Origin of the sequence: Bdellovibrio sp. HCB209, assembly GCF_047306065.1 — a bacterium.
Taxonomy (GTDB): Bacteria; Bdellovibrionota; Bdellovibrionia; order Bdellovibrionales; family Bdellovibrionaceae; genus Bdellovibrio.
The window spans coordinates 2,610,764-2,635,410 of record NZ_CP178618.1; the positions used below are offsets into that span (position 1 = coordinate 2,610,764).

General features: G+C 46.2%; 21 protein-coding genes. 10 read left to right on the forward strand and 11 right to left on the reverse strand.

Annotated elements, in window-relative coordinates; all coding sequences use genetic code 11:
- The first annotated feature begins 20 nt into the window (after positions 1-20).
- Positions 21-2,636, forward strand: coding sequence for an aminopeptidase N (gene pepN, locus ACLVWP_RS12670; RefSeq protein ID WP_413557702.1), 2,616 nt, complete (start codon positions 21-23; stop codon positions 2,634-2,636).
- A gap of 79 nt (positions 2,637-2,715) precedes the next feature.
- Here pepN and ACLVWP_RS12675 read toward each other — a convergent pair whose 3' ends face one another.
- From ACLVWP_RS12675 to ACLVWP_RS12685, 3 genes are all read right to left on the reverse strand, one after another.
- Complete coding sequence (locus tag ACLVWP_RS12675) at positions 2,716-3,015, reverse strand: hypothetical protein (RefSeq protein WP_413557703.1); 300 nt, start codon at positions 3,013-3,015, stop codon at positions 2,716-2,718.
- Between the two features lie 163 nt (positions 3,016-3,178).
- Positions 3,179-3,814, reverse strand: coding sequence for a GTP cyclohydrolase I FolE (folE, locus tag ACLVWP_RS12680; protein WP_413561583.1), 636 nt, complete (start codon positions 3,812-3,814; stop codon positions 3,179-3,181).
- Between the two features lie 157 nt (positions 3,815-3,971).
- A complete protein-coding gene (locus ACLVWP_RS12685) occupies positions 3,972-4,646 on the reverse strand; it encodes a PilZ domain-containing protein (RefSeq protein WP_413557705.1) in 675 nt (224 codons plus the stop codon).
- An 80-nt stretch (positions 4,647-4,726) separates the two neighbouring features.
- Between ACLVWP_RS12685 and ACLVWP_RS12690 the strand changes: the two genes are divergently transcribed.
- Both ACLVWP_RS12690 and ACLVWP_RS12695 read left to right on the forward strand, forming a co-directional pair.
- A complete protein-coding gene (locus tag ACLVWP_RS12690) occupies positions 4,727-5,899 on the forward strand; it encodes a hypothetical protein (protein WP_413557706.1) in 1,173 nt (390 codons plus the stop codon).
- A gap of 12 nt (positions 5,900-5,911) precedes the next feature.
- Entirely contained in the window at positions 5,912-6,697 is a 786-nt protein-coding gene (locus ACLVWP_RS12695; RefSeq protein WP_413557708.1) for a hypothetical protein, read from the forward strand.
- A gap of 56 nt (positions 6,698-6,753) precedes the next feature.
- On the opposite strand, the gene ACLVWP_RS12700 is transcribed toward ACLVWP_RS12695, so the two are convergent.
- Genes ACLVWP_RS12700 through ACLVWP_RS12720 form a run of 5 tightly spaced genes read right to left on the reverse strand, consistent with a single transcriptional unit; the run spans position 6,754 to position 12,118 of the window.
- Entirely contained in the window at positions 6,754-7,260 is a 507-nt protein-coding gene (locus ACLVWP_RS12700) for a YceI family protein (RefSeq protein ID WP_413557709.1), read from the reverse strand.
- 22 nt (positions 7,261-7,282) lie between these two features.
- On the reverse strand, positions 7,283-8,290 hold the full coding sequence (locus ACLVWP_RS12705) for a c-type cytochrome (RefSeq protein ID WP_413557711.1): 1,008 nt from the start codon (positions 8,288-8,290) through the stop codon (positions 7,283-7,285).
- Positions 8,287-8,967 (reverse strand): hypothetical protein, encoded by a 681-nt coding sequence (locus ACLVWP_RS12710; RefSeq protein WP_413557712.1) that lies wholly within the window; start codon positions 8,965-8,967, stop codon positions 8,287-8,289. Before ACLVWP_RS12710 ends, ACLVWP_RS12705 begins: the two co-directional genes overlap by 4 nt.
- Before the next feature lie 8 nt (positions 8,968-8,975).
- Positions 8,976-10,700 carry a hypothetical protein gene (locus tag ACLVWP_RS12715; protein ID WP_413557714.1) on the reverse strand — a complete coding sequence of 575 codons (1,725 nt, stop codon included), beginning with the start codon at positions 10,698-10,700 and terminating at the stop codon, positions 8,976-8,978.
- The gene (locus ACLVWP_RS12720) at positions 10,697-12,118 is read right to left on the reverse strand and encodes a hypothetical protein (RefSeq protein ID WP_413557715.1); all 1,422 of its coding nucleotides are present in this window, start codon (positions 12,116-12,118) and stop codon (positions 10,697-10,699) included. The genes ACLVWP_RS12715 and ACLVWP_RS12720 overlap by 4 nt, the downstream gene beginning before the upstream one ends.
- A gap of 161 nt (positions 12,119-12,279) precedes the next feature.
- On the opposite strand from ACLVWP_RS12720, the gene ACLVWP_RS12725 reads away from it, so the two are divergent.
- From ACLVWP_RS12725 to ACLVWP_RS12735, 3 genes are all read left to right on the forward strand, one after another.
- The gene (locus tag ACLVWP_RS12725; RefSeq protein ID WP_413557717.1) at positions 12,280-13,134 is read left to right on the forward strand and encodes a hypothetical protein; all 855 of its coding nucleotides are present in this window, start codon (positions 12,280-12,282) and stop codon (positions 13,132-13,134) included.
- A 389-nt stretch (positions 13,135-13,523) separates the two neighbouring features.
- Positions 13,524-15,230: a hypothetical protein gene (locus ACLVWP_RS12730; protein WP_413557719.1), complete on the forward strand. Its 1,707-nt coding sequence runs from the start codon at positions 13,524-13,526 to the stop codon at positions 15,228-15,230.
- Position 15,231: 1 nt separating this feature from the next.
- The gene (locus ACLVWP_RS12735) at positions 15,232-15,741 is read left to right on the forward strand and encodes a hypothetical protein (RefSeq protein ID WP_413557720.1); all 510 of its coding nucleotides are present in this window, start codon (positions 15,232-15,234) and stop codon (positions 15,739-15,741) included.
- On the opposite strand, the gene ACLVWP_RS12740 is transcribed toward ACLVWP_RS12735, so the two are convergent.
- Positions 15,738-17,252, reverse strand: a complete 1,515-nt coding sequence (locus ACLVWP_RS12740; protein WP_413557721.1) for a flavin monoamine oxidase family protein — start codon at positions 17,250-17,252, stop codon at positions 15,738-15,740. The two genes, ACLVWP_RS12735 and ACLVWP_RS12740, sit on opposite strands and share 4 nt — an antisense overlap.
- Before the next feature lie 31 nt (positions 17,253-17,283).
- On the opposite strand from ACLVWP_RS12740, the gene ACLVWP_RS12745 reads away from it, so the two are divergent.
- From ACLVWP_RS12745 to mgtE, 4 genes are all read left to right on the forward strand, one after another.
- Positions 17,284-17,910 (forward strand): 2OG-Fe(II) oxygenase, encoded by a 627-nt coding sequence (locus tag ACLVWP_RS12745; RefSeq protein ID WP_413557722.1) that lies wholly within the window; start codon positions 17,284-17,286, stop codon positions 17,908-17,910.
- Entirely contained in the window at positions 17,907-19,694 is a 1,788-nt protein-coding gene (locus ACLVWP_RS12750) for an ABC transporter ATP-binding protein (RefSeq protein ID WP_413557724.1), read from the forward strand. Before ACLVWP_RS12745 ends, ACLVWP_RS12750 begins: the two co-directional genes overlap by 4 nt.
- Entirely contained in the window at positions 19,687-21,564 is a 1,878-nt protein-coding gene (locus ACLVWP_RS12755; protein ID WP_413557726.1) for an ABC transporter ATP-binding protein, read from the forward strand. The genes ACLVWP_RS12750 and ACLVWP_RS12755 overlap by 8 nt, the downstream gene beginning before the upstream one ends.
- 107 nt (positions 21,565-21,671) lie before the next feature.
- Positions 21,672-23,009 (forward strand): magnesium transporter, encoded by a 1,338-nt coding sequence (mgtE, locus tag ACLVWP_RS12760; protein ID WP_413557727.1) that lies wholly within the window; start codon positions 21,672-21,674, stop codon positions 23,007-23,009.
- A gap of 72 nt (positions 23,010-23,081) precedes the next feature.
- Here mgtE and ACLVWP_RS12765 read toward each other — a convergent pair whose 3' ends face one another.
- The gene (locus ACLVWP_RS12765) at positions 23,082-23,942 is read right to left on the reverse strand and encodes a hypothetical protein (protein WP_413557729.1); all 861 of its coding nucleotides are present in this window, start codon (positions 23,940-23,942) and stop codon (positions 23,082-23,084) included.
- A gap of 144 nt (positions 23,943-24,086) precedes the next feature.
- Complete coding sequence (locus tag ACLVWP_RS12770) at positions 24,087-24,635, reverse strand: hypothetical protein (protein ID WP_413557731.1); 549 nt, start codon at positions 24,633-24,635, stop codon at positions 24,087-24,089.
- Positions 24,636-24,647 lie beyond the last annotated feature (12 nt).

Here is a 24,647-nt window from a genome sequence, read left to right on the forward strand (position 1 = left end):
ATTATCGGAAGCGAGGCCCCATGAAACAAGAGAAAATTTACCTAAAGGACTATATTGCGCCGGCTTTCACCGTAGACTCAGTCCACCTCGACTTCATTTTGAATGAGGACTTTTGTCGAGTTATCGCTAAATCTAAAATCAAAACTCTGACAGCAGGCTCTCCCCTGCATTTAAACGGCGAAGAGTTGAAACTTGTCAGCGTGAAAATCAATGGCAAAGCTTTGACGACAAGTGAATACCAACTGACAGATGAAGAGATGATCATCCCATCTGTTCCTGCTGAGTTCACTTTGGAAATTGAAACCCAATTGGAACCACAGAACAACACGTCCCTAGAAGGCCTTTATAAATCTAATGGCATCTTCTGTACTCAGTGCGAAGCCCAAGGCTTCCGCAAAATCACTTGGTTCTTGGATCGTCCAGATGTGATGACGTCGTACACAGTGACTATCGAAGCTGATAAAGCCAAATACCCAGTTCTACTTTCAAACGGTGACCGTGTGAAAATTGAAGACCTAGGGAACGGTCGTCACAAAGCTTACTGGAGTGATCCACATAAAAAGCCTTGTTACCTATTCGCACTTGTTGCGGGTGACTTGGGTGTTATTCGTGACACTTTCACAACTTCATCAGGCCGCAAAGTAAACTTGGAAGTTTATGCCGCTCACGGAAAACAAGAACGCTGCTGGCATGCCATGGTGTCTTTGCAAAAATCGATGAAATGGGACGAAGAAGTTTTTGGTCGCGAATACGACTTGAACGAATATATGATCGTTGCCATTGATGATTTCAATGCCGGTGCGATGGAGAATAAAGGTCTTAACATCTTTAACTCTCGCTTGGTTCTTGCTGATACAAACTCTGCGACTGATGCTGACTTCCACGCGATTGAATCTGTCGTGGCCCACGAATACTTCCATAACTGGACAGGCAACCGCGTGACTTTGCGTGACTGGTTCCAACTTTCACTTAAAGAAGGTTTGACGGTTTTCCGCGATCAAGAATTCTCTGCTGACATGACAGATCGCGGAGTTCAACGTATCGAAGACGTTGATTCCCTGCGCGCAGGTCAGTTCGCAGAAGACGCTGGTCCGAACGCTCACCCCGTTCGTCCTGAGTCTTGTATGGCGGTTGATAACTTCTTTACGATGACGATCTATGAAAAAGGATCTGAGCTTATCCGCATGATGCAAACGATTGTGGGCCGTAAAGGTTTCCGCAAAGGCATGGACGAATACTTCAAACGTCATGATGGCCAAGCTGTCACGACAGAAGACTTCGCAGCGGCGATCTCTGAACCGAATGGCAAAGACTTTACTCAATTCAAACGTTGGTACAACCAATCAGGAACTCCTGTGGTTGCAATCCAAGAGCGCTTTGACGATAAAGCTGGTGAATACCATCTGACTCTTGAGCAATCTTGCCCTCCAACTCCGAATCAACCAACGAAAGAGCCGTTCCATATTCCATTGATGATGGGTCTATTGGACAAATCTGGTAAAGAGTTGGCATTGAACTGTGAAAAAGTTGAAAAGAACTCTGACGGTCAGCACGTGATCGAACTTAAAACTCAAAAAGAAACTTATGTTTTCAAAGGTCTTAAAGAGCGCCCTGTTCTTTCAATCCTTCGTGAGTTTTCGGCTCCAGTGAACTTGAACTGGGAAGCTTCCGAAGAAGATCTTTACTTCTTGATGGAGAAAGACACGGACTCTTTCAACCGCCGCGAGATCACCCAAAAACTGGCTTTGCGAGTGATGTCTGATTTGATCAAACAAGCACGCGCTGGCAAAGACTTGAAAGTCGACACACGTTTCTTGAATGCTCTTAAGACTGTGATGAACGATCAAAACATGGATGCAGCTTTCAAAGCAAAAATGTTGCAGATGCCAAGTCTAGCGATTTTGGCGCAAATGGAAGCTGTTCTTGATCCAGTGGCTTTCGATAAAGCTCGTCAAACGTTGCGCAAAGAGATCGCTAAAGACAACAAGGCGACATTGCTTGCAACTTACAAAAAATACCATGGTGTTGAAGCCCAAAGCCGCAACACGAAAGTATTCGGTCAACGCTTGTTGAAAAACCAAGCTCTTCACTACTTGGCAGAGCTTAACGATGCTGAGATCTATGACATCGTAGCCAAACAATACTGGGATGCTCAAAACATGACGGACCGTATGACGGCGTTGATGATTTTGGCAGACTCTGAAAGCACACACCGTGAAAAAGTATTGGCTGATTTCCACACGAATTGGAAAAGCGATTCAGTGGTGATCAATAAGTGGTTCACGGTTCAAGCCGTGGCTCACCGTCCACAGATTTTGGATGAGATCAAAGCTTTGACTAAAAACCCAAGCTTCAACATCAACAATCCAAACAACGTGTACTCGCTTCTGCGCGCATTCAGCACGAACTTGGTAAGCTTCAATAACAAAGAGGCCTATGAGTTTATGGCGGATAAGATCATCGAGATCGATCCAAAGAATCCGCAAGTGGCAGCTCGCTTGTGCTCGGCTTTCAATTTCGTGGCAAAACTAGAACCACAATTGAAAGACCTAGCGATGAAGCAAATCAAGCGCATGGTGGATGTTCCGGGATTGTCGAAAAACTCTCGTGAACTTTTGCAATCTGCTTTGACTTAAAGATCGCAGTAAATTGCTGATAAAACAAAACCCACGGCTCAACACCGTGGGTTTTTTATTTTCAGTTATCGTTAATGAACTATTGCTGAAAGACTTGCTTACAAAGCTTGATCGAGCCATCGCGGAACTGAGTCGTCATCTGGATTTTTTGTTCAGAGGCTCTGCGAATATTACGTTGGTGACCTAGAATATCTGGATGAGTTGATGAGTAGGCTGACTTGACTGCTAACGCCTCTACCTCACCACGGATATAGGACTCGAGCCCTGCCATTTGTTTCGTATATTGAACGTGTAGTTCTGTATTAGCCATGACCTCCGTATTCGCAAAAGATGCCAACGGAAGAACAACGACAAAGAGCGCGCAAAAGAGCCTTTTCATAAAGCCAAAACCTCATAAATTTGAAGGATTCTTAGTTCTGACTTAGGAAAGCAATTTAACGGCCAGTGCTCACCAGCCGCCATAACGAATTATTTGGATTTGAGGAGGTAACTCCTGGAATCAGCTGTCTAAGGGGCGAGAAGTGTCATCGCCCCTTTTCGAACTATTTAAGGCGGCAGTGATGAAGGAACTCTTCACGAGTCTCTGGCAGGGTTTTAAAGTGCCCACGCAGATCCGACGTCGCCGTCGTGCTGTGAGTATCCTCAATACCCCTCATCATCACACAGTAGTGCTTAGCATTGATATGGACCGCTACGTGGTCCGTATCCAAAACGTATTGCAAGCAATCTGCAATTTGCTTAGTCAGACGCTCTTGAACTTGAGGGCGACGAGCAAAGTACTGAACAATGCGGTTGATCTTAGAAAGACCGATTACTTTTTTGTACGGGATGTAAGCCACTGTCGCGAAGCCATCGATAGGCAACAAGTGATGCTCACAGAAAGACAGGCATTCGATATTCTGGACGACGATCATTTGATCGTAGTTCATCTTATTATCGATCACTGTCATTTTAGGGAATTTGTGCGGATCAAGACCACCGAAGACCTCGTTCACGTACATCTTAGCCACACGCTTAGGTGTATCTGCCAAGCTATCGTCATTCAGATCCAAGCCTAGGACTTCCAAGATCTCAGTGAATTTTTCCGTGATCTTTACGATCTTTTCGTCGTTGCTCAAACCATTATCAATCATCGGAGTTGGACGAACATTGTCCAAGATGTCCTTCGTGCTTAAGATTTGCTCAAGCTCGGAATCGACAACTTTTTTGCGCGGGTTTTTGCCTGCGCTCTTTTTAGTGATTTTTTTTGGTTTTGCTTTACTCACGGTGTTCCCTATCTGTCTATCAATGATGTGTTTCTTATGCCCTAAAAGGGGTCCTCAAGGAAGAGAAAGCTTAAACACCTTGCAAATTTTGACTGCTAAGCCACTGACGGATCAGCTCTTTTTCATGGTCAGAGGTATCCACGAAATGGACTCGAATTTCATTGTATGAAACAGCGATAATTTTGCCCTGACAAAGAATAGCGTCGATATCGGGGATTTCGATGGATACACGCTGCCCTACTTTATACTTCTCACGCGCCTGAGCCACCGAAAAACGAGCCCCCGTATAGGACAGATCGATGGACTTACATTGATCTTTGCCCCCTAAAACAGCGGGAATATCGACATAAAAGCGATGGGCCGTCTGCCCCAGCCAATGCTGGCGACGATCCAAGTCCGGAGATCTGGCAAAATACAACCATGCAATCCCGGCAACAACGATAGAGCTTACGATTTTAAAGGCCACAGCCTCGTTGGCCATCTCAGCATCAGGAAAGAAGAACAGATGCGACATATTGATCGCGATATAAAGAGCGCAAAGCACAAGCCCCGCTAGCCACAATAATTTATGGCGAATCAAAAAACTGATCCCCGCCAGAAAAACTACGGACCAGCCAATCATCTGCAATCGCGCGGTGGTGCCCGTATTCATCGTGGTGAAATCCATCACTGGAATAACCATTAACGTGAATGCCGCTGGCACAATCACCCAAGGACCGTGTGTAATTCCTGCTATTCTTCTCATGCCTAACTTATCGGTTCAGTGAATGTGAGAATACAGTTTTTTTGTTGCTTCCCCGCTTGATCCCAATAGACTGTTTAACTGTGAGACAACTCGTAAAAATATCATTTCTTATTGGTGCATTCTTAGTTTCAAAACAAGCCGTAGCCTATCCGGATTTCATTGGATATGGATATTCTTCTTGTATCACTTGCCATTACAGTGGCCTGGGTGGCGGAGCTCTGAATGACTATGGGCGCGCACTATACGCTTCTGAATTTACGGCTCGCCACGTTTATCCCAGCACGATGGACGAAGAAACCATCGCAAACACCTCAGGATTTTTAGTCGATAAACAGCTGCCTTGGTATTTCCGTCCCGGCATCAAATATCGCGGCCTCTATTTCCAAAAAGATCCTAATGGTTCCACCGAAGTGAACAAGTGGATCAACATGCAAAGTGATATCAATCTGAATTTCTTCTTTGATAAAAAGCAGAAATTCGCATTGATCACGACAACTAGCTACGCAGATAAGTATCCGCCCTACACGTCCATCAAGGAATGGGACTGGTTTGAGAAGGAATTTTATCTGCGCTACAAACAAAGTACCAATCTTTGGTGGTATGCGGGACAAATGGATAAGGCCTACGGCATTCGTAATGCCGATCACTCGGCGGTAAACCGTTTCCCTTACCAAGATGTCCATGTCGATCAATTTGGACAGTCCTTGGGAGTGATTGCTCACTTCACTTATCCGTTATGGGACATCGCGATCAATCCGTTCTTTGGAAACATTTATGATAAGGCCGATCTCAAACAGCAAGGTGTTGCGATCACTGGTGAATACCAAGTGTATGAGAAGTTCAAAGTCGGTGGATCTTTCTTGGCTTCAGAATCGCAAGCTTCAAAATGGAAGCTTGCAGCCTTCACAACTCGAATGGGTCTTTCTAAGGGCTCCTCTGTCATGGGTGAGTTCGGACTTAAAGAGTACACCAACAAATCTGCGAATACTGAAGCTCGCCTGGGTTCTTATGCTTGGGTGCAATCCTTAGTGGCCATCGCTCGTGGCTATAATCTTTTGACCACGATTGAGCACTCTAAAGACGACATTGATCATTCCTCCGCTGAAATTTTAAAGTACGGCGTGGGAGCATTGATGTTTCCTTTGCCAAGAACAGAATTCCGTGTGGGTTTAACCAACGGTAAAACAACCACGGATGGGCAAGGCACACCGGATTCGTGGACCTTCCAAACACAAGTGCATGTGTCGTACTAGGAGAGCAGGATTATGATTAAAACAACTTCCTTATTACTTGCTCTGATTATGACAGCTTCCCTTGCAGAGGCTCAGACAACACGAGCTCGCAAAAGAGTTCCGGCACAAACTGAAACTGCGGTGACGGAAAATACTGGCGCCACTGAGTCGGGCGAAAACTCCGACACTCCTGTGGTTGAAGATCCCAATGCTCCTAGCATGGAATATAATACGGATGCCGCTTCTGCGGATTCAACAGAGACTGTGACAACTCCAGATGGCAACACCACTTTGCGTCCACGCGCTAAGCGCCTGCCGAAAACTTCGGTGTCGTCATGGGCAGCAGGCATTCAAAGCCTACAATGGAATGAGCCTTTGAACGTCAGTCAACTGGGCACGACGACAAAGTCCCATCTGAACTTCAACGGCATCGGTTTGGTTCTGCAAAAAGAAACCTATTATCTACAATGGGGCTGGAATATCGGAGGGATGTTGGGAATTGGTCGCGCCAACGGGGGACCTTTGCCTGATGGAACTCCGATTGAACGCCAATCTTGGAATATGTTTGCGATCACTCCCCGCTTGTTTTGGAGAATCACAAACTCGGTCAATGTCGGTGGAACAGCGATGGTTTATATGCGCAATATCGACCTACCAACAGAGTCCGGAACCGACATCACGGCAGGACGTAAAACGAATGCGAGCTTCATGGCCGATATGAGTTTAAGAATCTTTAAAGAGTGGGATTTTTATCAGGCGATTGGCACCGCGGGTGACAATATGACGATCTGGAAGATTGGCGTAAATTACAGATACTAGAAATAAAAAAACCGGAGCTTTGACTCCGGTTTTTTATTTTTAGATTTAGCTTTTAACTATTTCTTTTTCGGAGCTGCGCCACCAGCAACCACTGGAACTTCAACGTGAAGTTTTACGATGTCTTCTGTACCAACACCCATGTAGTTGATGTCTTTGATACCAAATTCACTCGCATTCAATTCGAAATCAGCTTTCAAAAGCTTGCCTTCGATTTTGTAAGTACCAGAGATATCTTTTTCGATACCTTTGATTTTGATTTTACCAGTCCCTTTACCACCTTTACCCGTTGCCGAGATCAAAGTAGCTGTTGGATGCTTGTCTACTTCCAAGTATTTGCGTGTGTGCTTATCACGAAGTTCAACGCCCGTTACTAGGCTCTTCATGTTCACAACGATATTTTGTGCGGAAACAGAGTCACCACTCACTTGAGCGACACCCTTAACTTGATTTGTCTTAGCTTTGAAATCCCCCATTGGATTCAAAGTTACATCCACCACTACTGATTGTGCGAATGCTGCTGAAACACCGAAAGTAATCAACGCTGCTGCAAAAACCGATTTCATTTATATTCCCCCATGGTTTTTTTTACTGAATGCTAGATATCCAATCATACACAGCTTGTAGCTGAGTTGCACTCAGACTTACACCATTGTCTGGCATATTTTTTGTCCCCCCACCTTGAGTCCCCTTCATTCGATAATAAAGTGAAGAACTTAAAGGTTGGCCTGCCTTAACAAATCCACGGGTGATCATACTGGCTGCGGTCATATTTGAGAAATCACCCTTACTAGATCCAGCCCCATGGCAACTTAGGCAATAGCTGTCGATCACAACTTTCGCAGCTGCCAATTTTGTATCCACTGTTGGACTTGTGGACCCACTGGAGTCGGCAAAAATAGCCGGGTCAAACATCACCTGACTGATGGAATTATTTGTACCAATTAATCTGGAAATTGAATTGAGTTGTGCATTATTGAGACGGTCATTAAAGACCATATACTCATAAATCTTCCCACCCGTCGTTCCTGCTGCCAAAGTTTTCACCACGTAAGAAAACTCCTGAGGTGCTCCGGTTTTGGTGATCGTTAAGGTCTGCACCACACCATTCACTAGCAAAGAAAAGTCCTCAGCCTTTGTTCCCGTTCTGAGGGCGATGACCATTTGCTGACCCAGCGCTGGTACATTCACCGTCGCTTGGGCACTGTTGCCCGCTGAGAAGATTCTGTTCACAGTAATTTTGCCACTAGCAACTGAGACCGAAGTTTCCTCGGCTCCAGCACTTCCGGAATATGCTGCAAAAAGCTGCCCCGTCATCGCGCGATCAGCAGCGAACACGTAGGAAAGCTTGTCTGCACCAGAATAGCCTTTATCCACTTTGCTTGGTTGGCCCTGTTGATACCAACGCACCAAGGGACCTCTTGCAGGATCGGTTAAATAAGGCAGCTCTTGGGAATCCAACAAACTCTGCCCGCTAGCCATCGAAGATTGCTCCATGATGCTTTGTTGAACCGTAAAATCACTGCAGTTCTGGAAAGACAAAATCATCACTGGCAATCCCACTAAGGGAATCCAGTATTTTTTTGGCATGATCATAACTGCTCCCACCCTGTCGACTCACAAATCGCTAGAATCAAGTAACGCCAACGATCTCTGGCTGAGATCTGTGGGTTCTGTTCATACATAGCGCGATCAGACGCCATTAAACCTTGAATCAAACCTGGGTCCGCATCATCGCCTCGATAAAACATACCGAAGGCATTTTCTAATGAGGTCGCAGTCGGTGCGGCACCAACCACACTGACCTTACTGACAAAGTTATTCACGAAAACATCTTGAGATAAAACACTCTGACAAGCTTGAGACTTGAAAGCCGCACGCAGAGTATTAGTCCCTGTGTTCATCGGAGCCACGATGGTTCCGCCACAGTCATTCACACCACTTTTCGGATCACAAGGATATCCAAAGGCCGAGGTCTTTAAATAAATCCAAGTATTCAAAATATTCGTGAGAGTGGTTTTCTCTGCCGCAGCGGAAGTGCTCGTTAAAAACACATCATTAAAAAGGCTATTGATATAAACGCGATTAACCAGTACGGGAGACTGAATGGAGGGCGTTGCCACCGCATTACCTGGATGCTCGGCCCCCATACTGGCATTTGAATCCCCCGAAAGAGACGCCAATTCAAAAGGCTGAGCACAGTTTTGAAATGCCTGTGTCATCACAAGTCCGATGGTCAGTCCTGCGACTGTTAAAGAGAGTCTTCTATTCATAGTCTCTCCTACGCCACTTTCGGCATACCGACGAGGGACGTAATAATCCCCGTCGATTCGTTAAATGAAATCATGGCTGGTGCTGTGTTTTCCCACGGATTTGCTTCCAAACGCATCAAGCGTGAAAGCGTTGAGGTAGCCGAAGCCGTCGTTGGTACTCCACTCAAATAACCACTGATCGCGGCACCGTAACCGTTTGTTCCGTTGCCTGCGTTCTGACGAAGATTCCCTACAACATAAGGACCATTTTTGATCGCACCAGAGAAAGCACTCGTCACCATACATGGGAATCCATGCCCAGAGTTCGCACCATTGATGGAAGCATTGCGCGCGAATTCAGAGGAAACTTGGACCACAGACTCAGACCACATGTTGGCGCCGTTAGAAGCTCTGCGCACCGTTTGCAAACGATCGCGAAGTTCCAAGATCCCAGCAAGAATTCCTGAATAGAAATTATGTGTCAGCATCAAGGCCGTATATGCCCCCGTATTGCCATCCATATCTGTATGCGAGAACAGAAGATTGCCACCGTTCACAAACAAGTTATTAACGTCGTCACCAGCGATATAACTTGTACGGATACGCACGTTATTGAAATTAGAGGTACCAACAGACACTGAAGCCGTTAGTTCTTTAGTTAAGCAGTACTCTGCCAATGCCATCTGCTGATAGAGGTCGTTGTAATGAATCGTCGACGTCATCTCACGCATGTCAAAATCAGGAGCCAGCGTAAAATTACGTTGCAAATTGTATTGATCATTTTTGACAAAGCCAAAAATATTAAACTGTGCTGCAGGACCCGCCAATGAAGATGGTGTCACTGGAAATTGAGAAATCCCATTGATACCACTCATACGAGCGGTGCCTTCGATCGCATTTTTATAGCGAGCCACGGCTGAGTCCCAAAAGCCATCGATATCACTGATCCCCTGTTTCATTTTTGCAGAGGCATTTTCCAAATTCTTATTTAAAGTCTCAGCGCCCAATCGGTTGGAACGCGCATAGGACTTCAAATAAGCCATCGCATTTTCATAGGCGTTTTTATACGCTTCTTTACCTGCCGTTGTGGTTGCAATAGCCGATGACTTCGCAAAACCCGCCATCAACTCACGCACGTAACCGGACCCAACTTGCGTTCCCGCCTTGTTATGTGACGAGGTAAAGCCGACATTGTTATTCCCTGTCATCACGCCGGCAAAAAGACGCTCTGAAGAATCTGCGAGCAATCCACCAAGACTTGGCAAACCCGAAACCGGAACTTGCACTAAAAGATTATTTGTATCGTGACCGTCAAAGGCCGTTCCGAAACCACGCAATACGAGCATGTTGCCCAAGGCATCCGAAGCATTGCGACTGCCCCCTTGCCCATTTTTGATCGGCAACGAGAAAATATGCGGAACATTCAATCCATTGTATTTAAAAGTTTTGTAGGCAAGCCCCGCAACTTTGCCACCGCTAAAGTTAAATGCGGTTGAAACAAACGGATTTGCTACGATGTTGTCACCGTCATAGATACGCACCCATTGATCGAAAGAGTAGCGCATAGGCCCGCCATTCAACCAAATATTCAAAAGAAAACGCGGGTCCGCTTCACCATTCAAAGCTTCAGCACGCGCTTGTTGAATAAATCCCGCACCAATCTTCATTGCCAAATCATCAATGACAGATGCTGTGAGAACGGAGCCACCAAGAATGATTCCCTGCTTTAAAAAGTCACGACGATTTGAACTCATTCTGCCCCCTGCGGATTGAAGGATGCTTTATTATAGTAATCAGATCTTAGGATCGCCTCGACCATCTTAGATAAAGACTGCGAGCTTTTAAGATCACGGCCAAGATTTTCGATGAATCTGCGATCATCGATATCTCTTTGTGACAGAGACTTATTCAAAGGCGCATTGGCTGGATCTGTGCGATCGTATAAGGACACATTGATACCCGTGAAATACTGGAAGTATTTCTTAGCGGCACATTGGTAGAACTCATCAAGCTCTCCCAAACGGGCACCCATTTCTTCCACATTCGCCACGTCACGATTGATCAACGCCCCGGTTGAATAAGAGCGGATCATCAATTTACCCAAGGGATTTTGCTTGTGAAAATTTGCGACCGTATTAGCAGACCAGGTATTGGCAGCTGCTGTCGTCACATTAAAGTTACCGACCATGATAGATTTCATCTGGTTGCCGTTAGCTGTTTCAGCAACAACCCAGTTACGACCTGTGGTCGCGAACTGATCCATCGTCGCATGACAAGTGATACAACTCCCCGCACGACGGAAGGTCACCCCGGCACCGGCATTAATATAAGATTGGATGTCAATTTCACGCAAAGCTGGCAGCGCAAAACACATCAGATCTTCCAAGGTCGTCTTTGCCCATTTGCGTGGAAGCTTTAAGGCTCCATCAAATATCTGACCTTTAGAGTGACCGACATTTAATAGGAAATAAGACTGTTGTCCTAAAATACCGCCACCCAAGGCGCGGTAAAGATTGATACTTGTTTGTGCTCCCAACGCAGTCGCAAGTCCCTCAGTGGGAACAGAATAATTCGATAAAATAATCGATCCCGGACTCGCATGAATTCCTGAGATCATTCCTGTCCCTAAAAATGTAGCGGGTACATCACGATCAGCCACTGTTCCTGCTGCATCAGTCATCGCAAGTGCGATGTTTCCCGCTGTTCCCCGCATGGGCACATAACTGTTACTGCCACGCAGGACATCTGAATATTTCATTGTCGTGAACAAAGCGCGTGTGATCGTCAGAGCTGGACTCGAAAGCTCGACGAAACTATGGGTATTACGATCGAACTCATTTTGAAATCCAGAAATTTGTTCCTGCTTCGCCATAGGAAACCAAGTGCGATGAAACTGATAAAGATTATTCAGGACTCTGACACTTTCAGTGTCATTCACAGCTAAGGCACCGCTAGAGGCCAAGGTGCCTTTTTGCAAAAGAGCGATGCACGCATCAACAGCGCGAACCTTACCTGCTTTAATATTTGCCATGACGGTACTGTTCGTTGGAACAGGGAGCCCAGTTAGCTGAGCATAGCAACGGGCATAAACGGCTTTATCTGAAAGGGCACGTGCTGAAAGAGAATAACAACTCACCGCTAGCAGCACTAGCGACCCCAAAACTGACTTCATATTTCCCCCAACATATTGTCGGTTACTTTAGGCTTTTTTGAATACATAACTGACCTCATTCTCAAAATGAGACAAAGAAACTGAAATTTGCTGGTCCGGTAAGTTCTACTAATTTGATGGGTCCAATTAAGATATTCTCGAATTGTGTCGATAGGATGCGTATGAAAACACTGATTGCAACTTTGATATTACTAGGTATGTCTGTCACCGCGAACGCAGCCAAGATTACGAAAGTGTCTGGTGGTAAAGCTTTGATCGATCTTGAAGGCGATACAGCCCTGGTCGGTGACCAATATTTTGCCATCGATTCCAGCGGTAAAAAACGCGGCCTTGTTCAAGTATCAAAAGTTCAAGGCGGCCGCGCCATCGCTACCATCTCTAAAGGTAAAGTCGCAGCTGGCCACTCTCTACAACGCTTCCAAGGACGCATGAGTGCAGCACCTAATGAAGTGAAATCTCGCGGTCCCGTTTCTAGCGGCAAAAAATCTTGGGGTCTAATGGCGGGCTTCGCCAGCAACTCGATGAACGTAAAAACATCCTCTGCATCCATGAGCATGTCAGGTTCAAGCTTCAATGCTGTTGGTTACTACCAAACATATCTTGATAAAAACATCAGCGTAAAAGTCCTAGGCGGTTACGAGTCTATCAACGTATCCGGCTCTGCCCCATCATCATGGTCCGGCGGCACATGTACATCAGGTCAAACTTGTACAGCTGAACTCGGCTACCTTGGCTTGAACGCCTTGATCCGCTACTCTTACTACCGCACTTCTTCAATGGAGTTCACAGTGGGCGGCGGCTTGGGCTTCCTATTCGCAATGCAAAAGTCTTCCAACGTTCTTGATACAAGCAAGATCACAACGAACCAAACAATGGTTGGTACACTTGGAGTAGACTGGCACTTGGACAGAAGAACTTACGTTCCAATCCAATTCGACTACGCAATCTTCCCAGACAACAACACATCATCAGCTACACAGATGATCCTTCGTGTTGGTTATGGTTGGAACTTCTAGAATCAATTCTAATTTGACACTACTGAAGCCTCGCACTTGCGGGGCTTTTTTTATTCCTTCTCGTCGATCTGGGTAAAACTCCGAAGGGAGTCTGCCTGGTCCCGCCTGTTGCCTGCCCACAACTCCGCGACACGCCATCCGGGCTCACCGTCGCCGCCTTTGGCGGTTCGCGCATCCATGCGCCGACGGAGGTCGCTGCGTTGAGGGCATGCCCCAGTCGGGCCCAGTCAGCCTCCCTTCGGAGTTTTGCGGTGGTTGTAGGAATTACTTGGGCCGTCTAGGGAGTGGACACGGAGTTCTTCGCTGGATCGTTCGACGGGCGTTCTATTCGTTTTCAGCTGGAACCTCTCTTGCAACGAGAGGGAGATCTCTTAAACCGCGAGGTTACTGTGCTTCGAACTACTTCCAAAATATTAATGCCGATGGTGCTGGGACTTTCTAGCTTCCCAGCTCATGCTATGGATGCTGATCCTTATATGACTGAACAGCATCTTTTGAATAAGGCTGTGCAAGTTCATGTTACTACTCGCGGGATGAAGTATTTCGATACGGAGCTTGGGAAAATCCTGGGTAATCTTGGTGTTAATATTGATGAGGGGTACTTCCCTGCTCTTTCTTATGCTTTTGATAAGCCTATTAAGATTGATGACTATAAAGGGTCTAATCCTGAGGCTGTGAAAATGTACAATCAGGTTCGTGATCTTTTGACGAAGTGGTTGGTGGGTTTTTCTTTGGATGATCACCGTCCAAAAATTGAGATTGGTGAATCTGGATACGTTGCTAAATTCTCTCGCTTCTCTTTGCTGACCGATCAGAAGTTGATGGAGAAACTTGGTAAGCGTGATGGTGCGGTTTTGGCGATTGAGCTTGAGATCAAACATCTGACGCTGGGTACGAATTCTGTCAAAGTTTGGGATGTTAATAACGAATTCTTGGGAAAAATTGGCGCTGAAGAAGTGAATCTTGAGGCTGGTGACGATAAAAATCCGCTGAAGATTCGTTTGCCGTTTTACCTGCGTATGAATGCTTATGGGGCTTTGGAGTTTGAAGCTCTTGAAGTTGAAAATAACTTGGATAAAATTCCGGTCTCTCTTGGCTATAAAAAACTTTTGGTTCCGCAGTTTGCTATTGAGATCAATGGCAAAAAGTTTTTGTTGAACAATAAAGAGATCGACAATCTGTTTCTTGAAAAAGGTCCCGCGATCTTAACATCTGTGAGAGCTAACTTGGGTGAATTCGCCCGTACGCAGCTTCCTGCGATGCTTAATGCGAAGGCCAAAGAATTTCTGACTGGTAACTTGGATCAGGTGCAAAATATGGTACCTCCAGGTAAAGAGCCCAATGACACTCGCCCTGATTTTAAATGGGGTTTGCGTCTGCAAAATATCGGATTGAAAGAGTCCTTGAATATTGATTTGGCTGCTTATGCGGAAGACCCAGTGAATCCTCGCAGTTTGCCTCGTCCAGAGGACAAATCGCGTGGTGCGGTCACTTGGGGACTGCTTCCTCAGAGCAAATATGACATCGGTTTGAGTTTGGACCGTGGCTTGGTGAATCGTATTTTACAGCTTTCCTTCGAGCGCCGTAATTTCGAAAAGATCACTCTGTCAGATGGTTCGGCCCTTAAAATGATGTCGACGCCTCTGATTGACTATGTAAAAGCGCCAGTAGCGATGCCAATTAAGGACAGTGAAACCTTCGTTAAATTGCACGTCTCGGTGGAAAATAAGCCTGGCTCAATCTTCCTAAAAGATACCATCGTTGTCGCATTCGATATTATTGCAAAATTGCGCCAAATGGAGGATAAGAGCGGCATGCAGCTGGTGCTGTACTCCATCGATGTGGACAGCCTAGCGATGGATGATAAGTACTTCTCCCTCGCAGGTAAGCTGCTCAAAGGCAAAGTTCGCGACGGCATCAAAGATGTTCTTCGTAAACAATGTGCCGGCTGGAAAGACAAAGAAGAAGCGATCCCAGGGTCCTTGCCTTTGCCACCAGAAATTTTAGGTTTGAAATTAGATATCAATCGCGTCGTCATGGATCCAAAGGGTCATATTGTCATGTACCTGAATTATGCGAACGCAGGAGCGAAGTAGTATGAAATCACTAAAACTATTTATCATCAATGCACTGACATTTTTTGTGGGTATCGGTTTGATGAGCGGAGCTCTTTCAACGAAATCTGCACGCGCAGCTAAGTTGGAATCTGTTCCTTCCATCCAAGTGAGCAAACTTGGAAACTATAAAGGCCAATACTTGACGGTATTGTACGCTGTAGGTTCTCGCGCAATCATTTCTACAGATCCTTCACAGATCAATATTTCTCAGGTGAAAGAGTCTCGCACAGTTTACATCACTGGCGACAACGTGACTTTGCCACAGGTACAAGTTGAAAAAGAGGGCTTCCGTCCTTCTTACAACATCGTAGTGTTTGTGGTTTCTCCTCAGCAAAACTACAGCTGGGTGAACGCGGATGGTACAGCTCCCCAAGGGATGCCAACGACTCCGAACCGTTTAAGCAACAAAATCAGCGCCGTGAACAGATCTGACGTTGATAGCTTTATCACTTCCAAAGGTGATAAAGCCGTGATGCCAGTTAATCTTTAAACTGAGATTGAATTGGCCGCTTGAATTCCACTCTCAAGGGCACCGTTCAAGGTGCCCGGGAATTTCAAGCTTGTATGTTCGCCAGCGAACAAGAATCGCCCACTGTATTCGGGCTCCCCTGCTGCTCCCCTGAATTTCATATACTGACCCTTTTTGTAAACAGCCATAGAGCCACCGGCCCACGTGCGCTGCTTCCAATTGATCATCTGATGATCCAGATCTTTTTGTGGCAAATCCTTATAGAACAAATCCAAATCAAAGACAGCTTCTTGCTGAGCTGTCGCTCCCGTTTTCGCTCCTGATTGGCCTGCGCGTGAATAAGTCATTAAGGCTTTTGTGCCTTCTTGACCACGACTGCTGTCCCAGAATTTTTGCGACAGGAAATCACCGGTAAAGTTACCTAGGTTCGCTGGCATCGCTGCTGTCTTTTTGTTCCAGAATGCAGAGTCAAAAGAAAGCACGCCCTTACTGTGAGTCGCGTAGCTTAAGTTGGTGAGTGCCATTTTTTTGGCATCCGAGAAATTCAAAGAATCAATATTTCTAACTTCGCGCAATTTCGTAAACGGCAAAGTGCAGATAATGTGACGAGCTTTATACTGCTGACGTCCCTCTGGAGTTTGGAAATTCAGAGTGAACACGCCTTCTTTTTCAGAAATCTCAACTAACGCATGATTCATTTTCAAGCTGTGATTCGGAATCACTCCGCCCACACGACTCGCCATCATCTGCATCATGTTGGTCAAACCACCGGCTAAGCGATAAGTTGGACGTCCCGTCAAAAGATAGCTGCCTTCAGAATCCAGAGTACTTAAGAAATGCAACGAAGACTGCTCCTCTGCATCGACTCCGAAACGAGCGACAGCTTGGCTTTCGATCAAATGCAAAACCACAGGATCGACTTCGCCCTTCCATGAATTCAATAGGTCACGCAAAGACAAGGTGTCGTAATAACTGGAGCGATCGTAAACCAATGAGTTGCGATACGTGAGGATCGCCTCTTGATCACGGAACAGGTCCGAGCGAACACGGCGCAGAGGTGCCGTCAAAGTTTTGAATCGCGGCAAAATGTCTTGAACACGATAGTTCTTGCCCTCGTAGCGGAAATAGTGAGCTTCGAGACCTTTTTGAGTTTTGATCTCGATCGTATTCAAATTAAATTCTTTAGCGAGAGTCATCACGGAACGATGGGATTCCTCAAAAAACTCTGCCCCCAGCTCTGCCACGGGGCCTTCTCCACCAAAGGGAGACACAGACTGCACGCGGCCGCCAATACGCGAGGAGGCTTCGAAAACGCGAAAGGGAACTTTATTCTTTTTCAGAGTGTGAGCCGCAGCCAATCCCGCAGCACCTGCGCCAAGAATAACGACTTCTCCGTCAAGATTGCGTTTGTCTCCGGTAAAAAGACGGTCGAGACTTGTGCAGCCCCCCAAAACACCAGAGACAAATAGACCACTTGAACTCACTGCAGAAATTTTTAAAAAGTCGCGACGACTTAAAGAACTTTTTGCCATCAATCCCTCACCTGAATAGAATGGCAACACTTTGAAGCAGAATCAAATCAATCTCTCAGCATTAAGACAATCCTTCGAGAAATTGGCGGAAAATAACTGGGCACTGTCGACAGATGTCTTCGCTCCTGATTTTTGCGCTAAGCTCGCCCAAGAGTGTCATAATCTCTACTCTCAAGGTGAATTGAAAAAAGCCTCTATTGGACCAGCAAATCACAAAGTCACTGCGGCAGAAATCCGTGGCGATTACACATTGTGGGTCGACGAGGCGAACTCTCCCCTGCAGGGCGAGTTTTTAAACTGCCTGAACACTCTGCGTGAAGAGCTCAATCAGTTTTTTTATTTGGGTTTAAAACGTGTGGAAAGTCATTTTGCCTTTTACCCGCCACAGGCTGGATACGATAAACACATCGACAATCCCCGTGGTGCAAGTCATCGCAAAATTACTTTCGTGCTGTATCTCAACGAATCCTGGCAAAAAGACCACGGAGGCGAATTGAGCTTGTACAATCCAGAGAGCCCTGATGAGCTGATTGCTCGGTTGGAGCCAGTTCTGGGTCAGTTGATTCTTTTTAGAAGCGATCTTTTCCCTCATCAGGTTGAAAAGAGCTTCACTCCCCGCCTGAGTTTAACCGGGTGGTTTAGGGACGATGCATTATGAGATCTTTATTAGCTGAAGTTGTTTTCACTCGCTGGCACGCCCGTTTAGTGATCTTAGGATGTTCCCTTTTAGCAGCTCTTTTCGGGATCATTGGTCCGTTCTTCCAAAAAGAATTCATCGATATGCTAACGGGCACTCAAACGAAGCTTCATCTTTTTGAGGTCAGCTCTCCCCTTTGGTATGTCTTGGGAGCTTTTCTGTGTGTCCTTGCCTCCCAAGCATTCAGTCAGCTGGTGAACTATCTGAGTTCTAAAGAAGCCCTATTCATGCAAAGAGTCTTTGCTGAACGTCTGTATTCAAAAACTTTGAATCTGCGTGTGGATACCATGAGCCACCGCCCTGTTGGTGAAATCGTATCCTTGTATGCGACAGACGTTCCCGGCGCCACAGTATTTTTGGATCAAACACTTCCGGCGGGAGCATCAACACTTTTCCCGCTGATCTTGTCACCGTTTGCGATTTCAGTTCTTTTCGATATTCCATTGTGGCCGACAATTGTCGTGATGGTGGTGATCTCGTGCCTGAACACGTTCATGGCATTTCGTCAGTCGCGTTTCTTTTTTAAATTTAAGCAGCTGGCGGCAGAACGTATTGGTCTGGTGAATGAGTGGATTCAAAACATCCGCACGATTCGTATCTTGGGATGGATTCATCATTTCGAAGACAATATTTTTGCTAAACGTGAAATCGAGACACAGAATCGCGTCAGCATGGTGACTAACGGTCAGATGATGAATGCGATTTCATCCTCTGTGACATTTATTTTGAATGTCGTGACTTTGGCTTCGTTTGTTCTTTATTCAAAACACGCAATGACCAGCGGCGAGCTTTTGGCGCTGTTGTGGATTGTTGCCATTTTCTTGACTCGTCCGTTCCGCCAAATGCCTTGGTTCTTTACCTTTGCTTTCGACTCTTGGACGTCGCTGAAACGCCTGGAAGAGTTTTTCTCTACACAGAATAACCAAACAGCAGAATCTACAAATGAAACTCCAGAGCAAGCAGCCCTGGATGAAAAGTATGCCGTTCAAGTTCGCGGATTGAATCTGCGTATTGGCAGCCGTCATATTTTGAAAAATATGAACTTCGATGTGAAGGACGGCGAATTTGTCGCTGTTGTTGGCGAAGTCGGTTCAGGCAAATCCATGTTGATGCTGTCTTTGCTTCGTGAAACCGGAGCTCGTTTTGAAAGTTACCGCATCGGTGCGACCGATGCACTTCTGGAAGACAATAACTCGGTCCGCGCAAATTATGCCTATGTACCCCAAGAGGGCTTCATCATGAGCGCTTCGCTTCGTGAAAACGTGGCCTTCTTGTACGATATCGATCCAGACCGTGACGGCATGGTGGAGGAATCCCTTCGCCTGGCTCAATTTGAACTCAACACCGAACGAGTTGAAAAAGGTTTGAGCACTGAAATCGGTGAACGTGGTGTGAATCTATCGGGCGGCCAACGTCAGCGCGTAAGCCTGGCTCGTGTCCACTTCCACGATGCGCAGATTTTATTACTTGATGACTGCTTAAGTGCTGTGGACGTTGATACTGAACAAAAACTTTTTGATTCCCTGTTGATGGGAGCCTGGGCGGATCGCACGCGAATCCTCGTGACTCACCGTCTTTCTGCCCTGAACCGCGTAGACCGCATCCTTTTCTTAGAAGACGGTCGCATTATCGACCAAGGAACTTTCGAAGAGCTTTTAGCTCGCAATGAAAAGTTCCGTGAATACACGACAACGGTTGCCAAAGAAGCTGCCGCAAATAAAGAATCCGAGGCAGACCGTGGCTAAGCGCAATCCAACTCCACCCACAGCAAAACCGAAGTACCTGTCTGACGGAGAAGTTCGCAAAGAAGGTGGCTATAACAAAACCATCTATGAAACTTTGTACTTTGCCTACAAGCCATTCTTTGTGCGCATTGTAGTTAGTATCGTCCTAGGATTTTTGGGCCGAGGCCTTTTATTAGCCAACACCAACGTTGTTGGTTACTGGGTTGATAGCCTGGTGGGCAAATCGTCTCCAGTTCAGAATCTGACTTCGGCTGAAATCATCGGAATTCTTTTTGCGATGGCCTTGGGCGGCTTCGTGATGACACTGATTTTCCGTGTCAGCTTTTCGCGTTTATCTGCCAAGGCGATTTCAAGTTTTTACGACGAAGTAACTTTGCGCACGTCTCGTCTGCCGATGAGTTTTTTCGATAACACTCCAGCGGGTCGAATCATCACGCGCTTTTCCAGCGACTACGGAAACGTATTCCGCCTGTTCGGTGGTCCCCTGGCCGAATTCCTAAGTATCATTTTCGACTTGTTGATGATGACGATCCTGATCACCGTGGCCAATCCGATTTTCTTAATTTTGGTGGCATTTATCGGCGTTTTGAATTTCATCGTCTATAAACTGAACCAGGAAAACTTAAGAAGAGCTCGCCGCGAACTTTCTGCCAGCCGCTCACCAAGTATTGCGCACTTTGCTGAGACCACTCAAGGAGCAAGCACGATTCGCTCCTTCCGTCGTCAGGAATCATTCACAGAGCGCTTTGAAAGCTTGGATCGCTATTACCTGAGCCAAAAACTTTATACGATCAAACAAGGCATCAGCTTTTCATTTCAAATGAACAGTCTCACGGCTGTGTTGCTATTGATCACGGGTGTAGCCTCTTACTTTATGATTGAAAAAGGCTGGGCAAGTGTCGGCTCCGTGGGTGTGGCTTTCACCTTCATCACTCTTTCTGGCAACACCGTGCAGATGTTCTTTGAGTGGTTAACACAATTCGAAGAAGCCATGATCGGTGTCGAGCGCCTGGATCAATACATGCGCATGGAAATCGAAAAAGGGAATTATCTGCCTTCGACGGCTAAGTTTGAAACAGGTCATCCCGTTTATGCGCCGACCGTTGAAAAATATTTGGACAAGCGTCGCTTGACGGAAAATCGCAGTGCTTCAGTTGAAGTGAATAATCTGTGGTTCCGTTATAACGACAGCTTGCCTTGGGTTCTTAAAAATCTGAATTTCCAAGTGAAAGCTGGTGAACGCCTGGGCATCGTGGGACGCACAGGTTCCGGTAAATCGAGCTTAATCCAAGCGCTGTTTCATCTTTATCCAATTTCTAAAGGTGAAATCACCATCAACCAAAATGCGCCGAAGATCAAAACTGAGGACCGCGGTGTGGACCTTAATCTTTACCGTCAGTCCATGGCCTTTATCTCGCAAGAGCCGATTTTGTTCCAAGGTACCTTGCGCTTTAATTTGGATATCGAGGGTCACCATAAGGAATCAGACCTTCTCGAGGTGCTACAAAAAGTGGGTCTGTTGGAATGGGTTCAATCTCAGGCCCAAGGGCTTGATATGAAAATCGAAGAGCGTGGCAAGAACCTCTCCCTCGGAGAACGTCAGCTTTTATGCATGGCCCGCTGTCTTTTACAACAATCCCCGATTGTGATCATGGATGAGGCAACAAGCTCTGTAGATCCGCAGTCCGAAGAGATCCTGGTCCGTGCGACAGAGGAGTTTTTTGCTGATCGCACACAGATCATAATTGCTCACCGTTTATCGACCCTGGCTAAGTGTGATAGGATTTTATGGTTACAGAATGGGGAAATTGTCGAGCTGGGTCCGACACAGGAAATCCTGCCTCGATTTAAAAAGACAGAACTTGTTTAAATAATTCTCCTGCCCCCTAAATTTAAAGTTTGCCGCGTCCGATGAAAAGGGGTACTCCTCAAGGACGCGCAGCAGACAAACTTCGAAATCAGCAGTGAGGTGTGGGCATGGATAACAACCAAACCCTCGACGAAACTCTAGATGAAAACTCCGTGATCAGCCTGACGGATCAGTGGTCCTCTTTGACCCCTGATGAGCGTCGCGAGAAGTTTAAAGAACTTCCTAGAACGGATGCTGAGGAGCTATTCCTTAATCTTCCTACACATGACCAAGCCGAATTGATTTCTGAGGCGTCTCACCTTGAGAAGCGTTCATGGGTTCGCCTTTTGGCTCCCGATGACGTGGCCGATTTGATTCAAGAGATGGGCATGGATCACAAGGAAGACCTTTTGTCTTTGCTTGATCCTCAAACCAAACGTGAAGTGATCGCCCTCCTGGCTTATGCGGAAGACGCAGCCGGTGGTTTGATGAGCACGCGTTTCGTTCGTCTGCGCGCTGAAATGACCGTGGATGAGGCGATCAGCTATCTGCGCATCCAAGCCAAAACTCACGTAGAGTCGATCTATTACGCTTACGTTTTGGATTCTGAACAGCATCTTGCAGGTGTGATCTCTTTCCGTGAGATTTTCTCTGCGGCCGCTGGAACTAAAATTTCTGAAATCATGCAAACCGAAGTTCTTAAGGTTCCACCTGATATGGACCAAGAGGAAATCGGTCGTATTTTCTCGCAACATGATTTGATGGCCCTCCCCGTTGTTGATGAAAACAACGTGATGAAGGGTATCGTTACGTTCGATGACGTGGCGACTGCCGTCCAAGAAGAAACCACAGAAGACATCCACAAACTGGGTGGTGTGGAATCCTTGGATGCTCCGTACATGAAAATCTCGATGTTTGAGATGATCAAAAAACGTGCGGGTTGGTTGTTGGTTCTATTCTTGGGTGAGATGTTCACAGCAACGGCAATGGGTTATTTCCAAACAGAAATCGAACGCGCCGTGGTTTTGGCTCTTTTCATCCCATTGATTATCAGTTCGGGTGGTAACTCCGGATCTCAGGCTTCGACATTGATTATTCGTGCGATGGCCCTGGGTGAGGTGCGCTTGCGTGACTGGTGGCGTGTTCTGGGTCGTGAGCTCATGGCGGGCTTAGCACTCGGTGTGTGCTTAGGTTTGGTCGGTCTGTGCCGCATCCTTATCTGGCCAACGCGTGAAGCACTGTACGGTCCACACTACGTTCTTGTCGCCGTCACAGTGATGATCAGCTTGGTGGGTATCGTCTTGTGGGGAACTATTTCTGGTTCCATGCTTCCGTTCTTACTTAAAAAGATCGGATTTGACCCGGCTTCCGCTTCTGCTCCAGCCGTTGCGACCCTGGTCGACGTAACTGGTCTGATTATTTACTTCTCGGTCGCATCCTTCGTATTGCACGGGGCTCTGCTTTAAGCTTTATAAGTTCCAAAATAAAAAAGGCGTCTTGTTTCCAAGACGCCTTTTCTTTTTTAATCTTTATGCAAATTATCTTTTAGTCTCAGAAGCCAATTTCAAAGCAAGGTTTTGCTCTTCTTGTGCATCATGAGCTTGTTGTTGAGCGCCTGAGCCTACAGCTTCTTTTTCAGTTGTTGCTGTTGCCGCCGCAGAAGTGATGTTTGCACCCACTGCTGTGATCGCCAAAGAACCTTCACCAGAAAACTCTTTAGTCACATTCAAGTTCAATGAAGGACCTTCTGTCACTTCAGTGGCTTTATCTACACCCACCGTTGTGATTTTGTTTTGACCGATCAGCACCAGTTTATTTGCGCCGATATCAAGACTGCCGACTTCATGTTTGCTAAGAATATGGACGTTATTCAAAATCAATTCGTGGGCTTTAATCACACCTGAAATTGAAGACGAAGAAATATCACCGCAGATAAATACAACTTTCGCCGTAGCAGTTGTTGATTCAGTGCCTTTGACTTCGGCCTTAGCTTCCGTCAAACCATTTGTGCGAGTGTTATCAAGTTTATCTTCAGAACAACCTAGGTTGATGAAAGTCGTCAATGACTCCGCAGAAGCCAGAGTTGAATCTGATTGAGATGGGAACAACATCAATTGTTCGCTCTCGACAACCTCAACAGGCTTGCCGTCTTTGCCTTTACCTGGAGTAAAGGTGCTAGAGATGCCAGCTTTTAATGTCGTCGTTTCTTTCTCTTTGTCAAAGTCAACCAAAGCACCAGAGATACTTACTTTACCCGGCTGACCGCCAGCAAGAACTGCTGAACCAGAAGGAGTTCCATCGCTGTTGCGTAGAGCAACTTTACTTGCTTTATCATCTTTAACTGCACAAGCAGCAAGGCTTAACAAAACAGCTGTCGCCAATAGTTTAGAAATATTCATAAGTGGCCTCCTAAAATCAGGGGAAAATACATCCACCCTACATTTAGCAAGATCCACTCCAACGAATTCAGCGACTCAGCTGGAACTGTTTTGATCTGAGATTATTAGGAGCCCTACAGTGGCACTAAGTGCCCAATATGGGCACTAGCGAGAAGCCACCTGAGCTGGCAAGCGTTTATGGGATTTATGAGCAGCCACTTTCTTAGAGGTCTGAACTTTGGATTTACCCGCTACAGATTTTTTCTCTGAGCGAACAACCTTCAAAGCTACTTTCTTAGAAGTTTGCGGAGGCGCTGCTTTCGCAACCATAGTTACTGGTTTCTTAGGAAGGTCGATGCGCTCCCCTGAGATCTTTAATAGATAAGCACTGGCATAGCGAACTTCCCAAGAGTTGGTAGCATTGCGAGCCTTGCCTTTAAGAAGTTTCACATCCGACTTAGAGAGTCTTGCCACCTGAGCGCGCACTTGCGTTTCATCGCTCACACTAGCTACTTTTCTTTTGGAAAGTTTTTCGACCTCTTGTTCAATCAGCACTTGCGCCAAACTGAATCCACCTTTGCTGCTTTCTTCGGCAACAACCGGCACTGTTTCATTATGTGTCGTTTTTCTATTAGAAAGCTCGGCAATACAAACCAAACCTACAAAGAAGGAAAACACGATAGAAGACACAATGACATCATGAGATCGAGACATAAGAGAACCCCC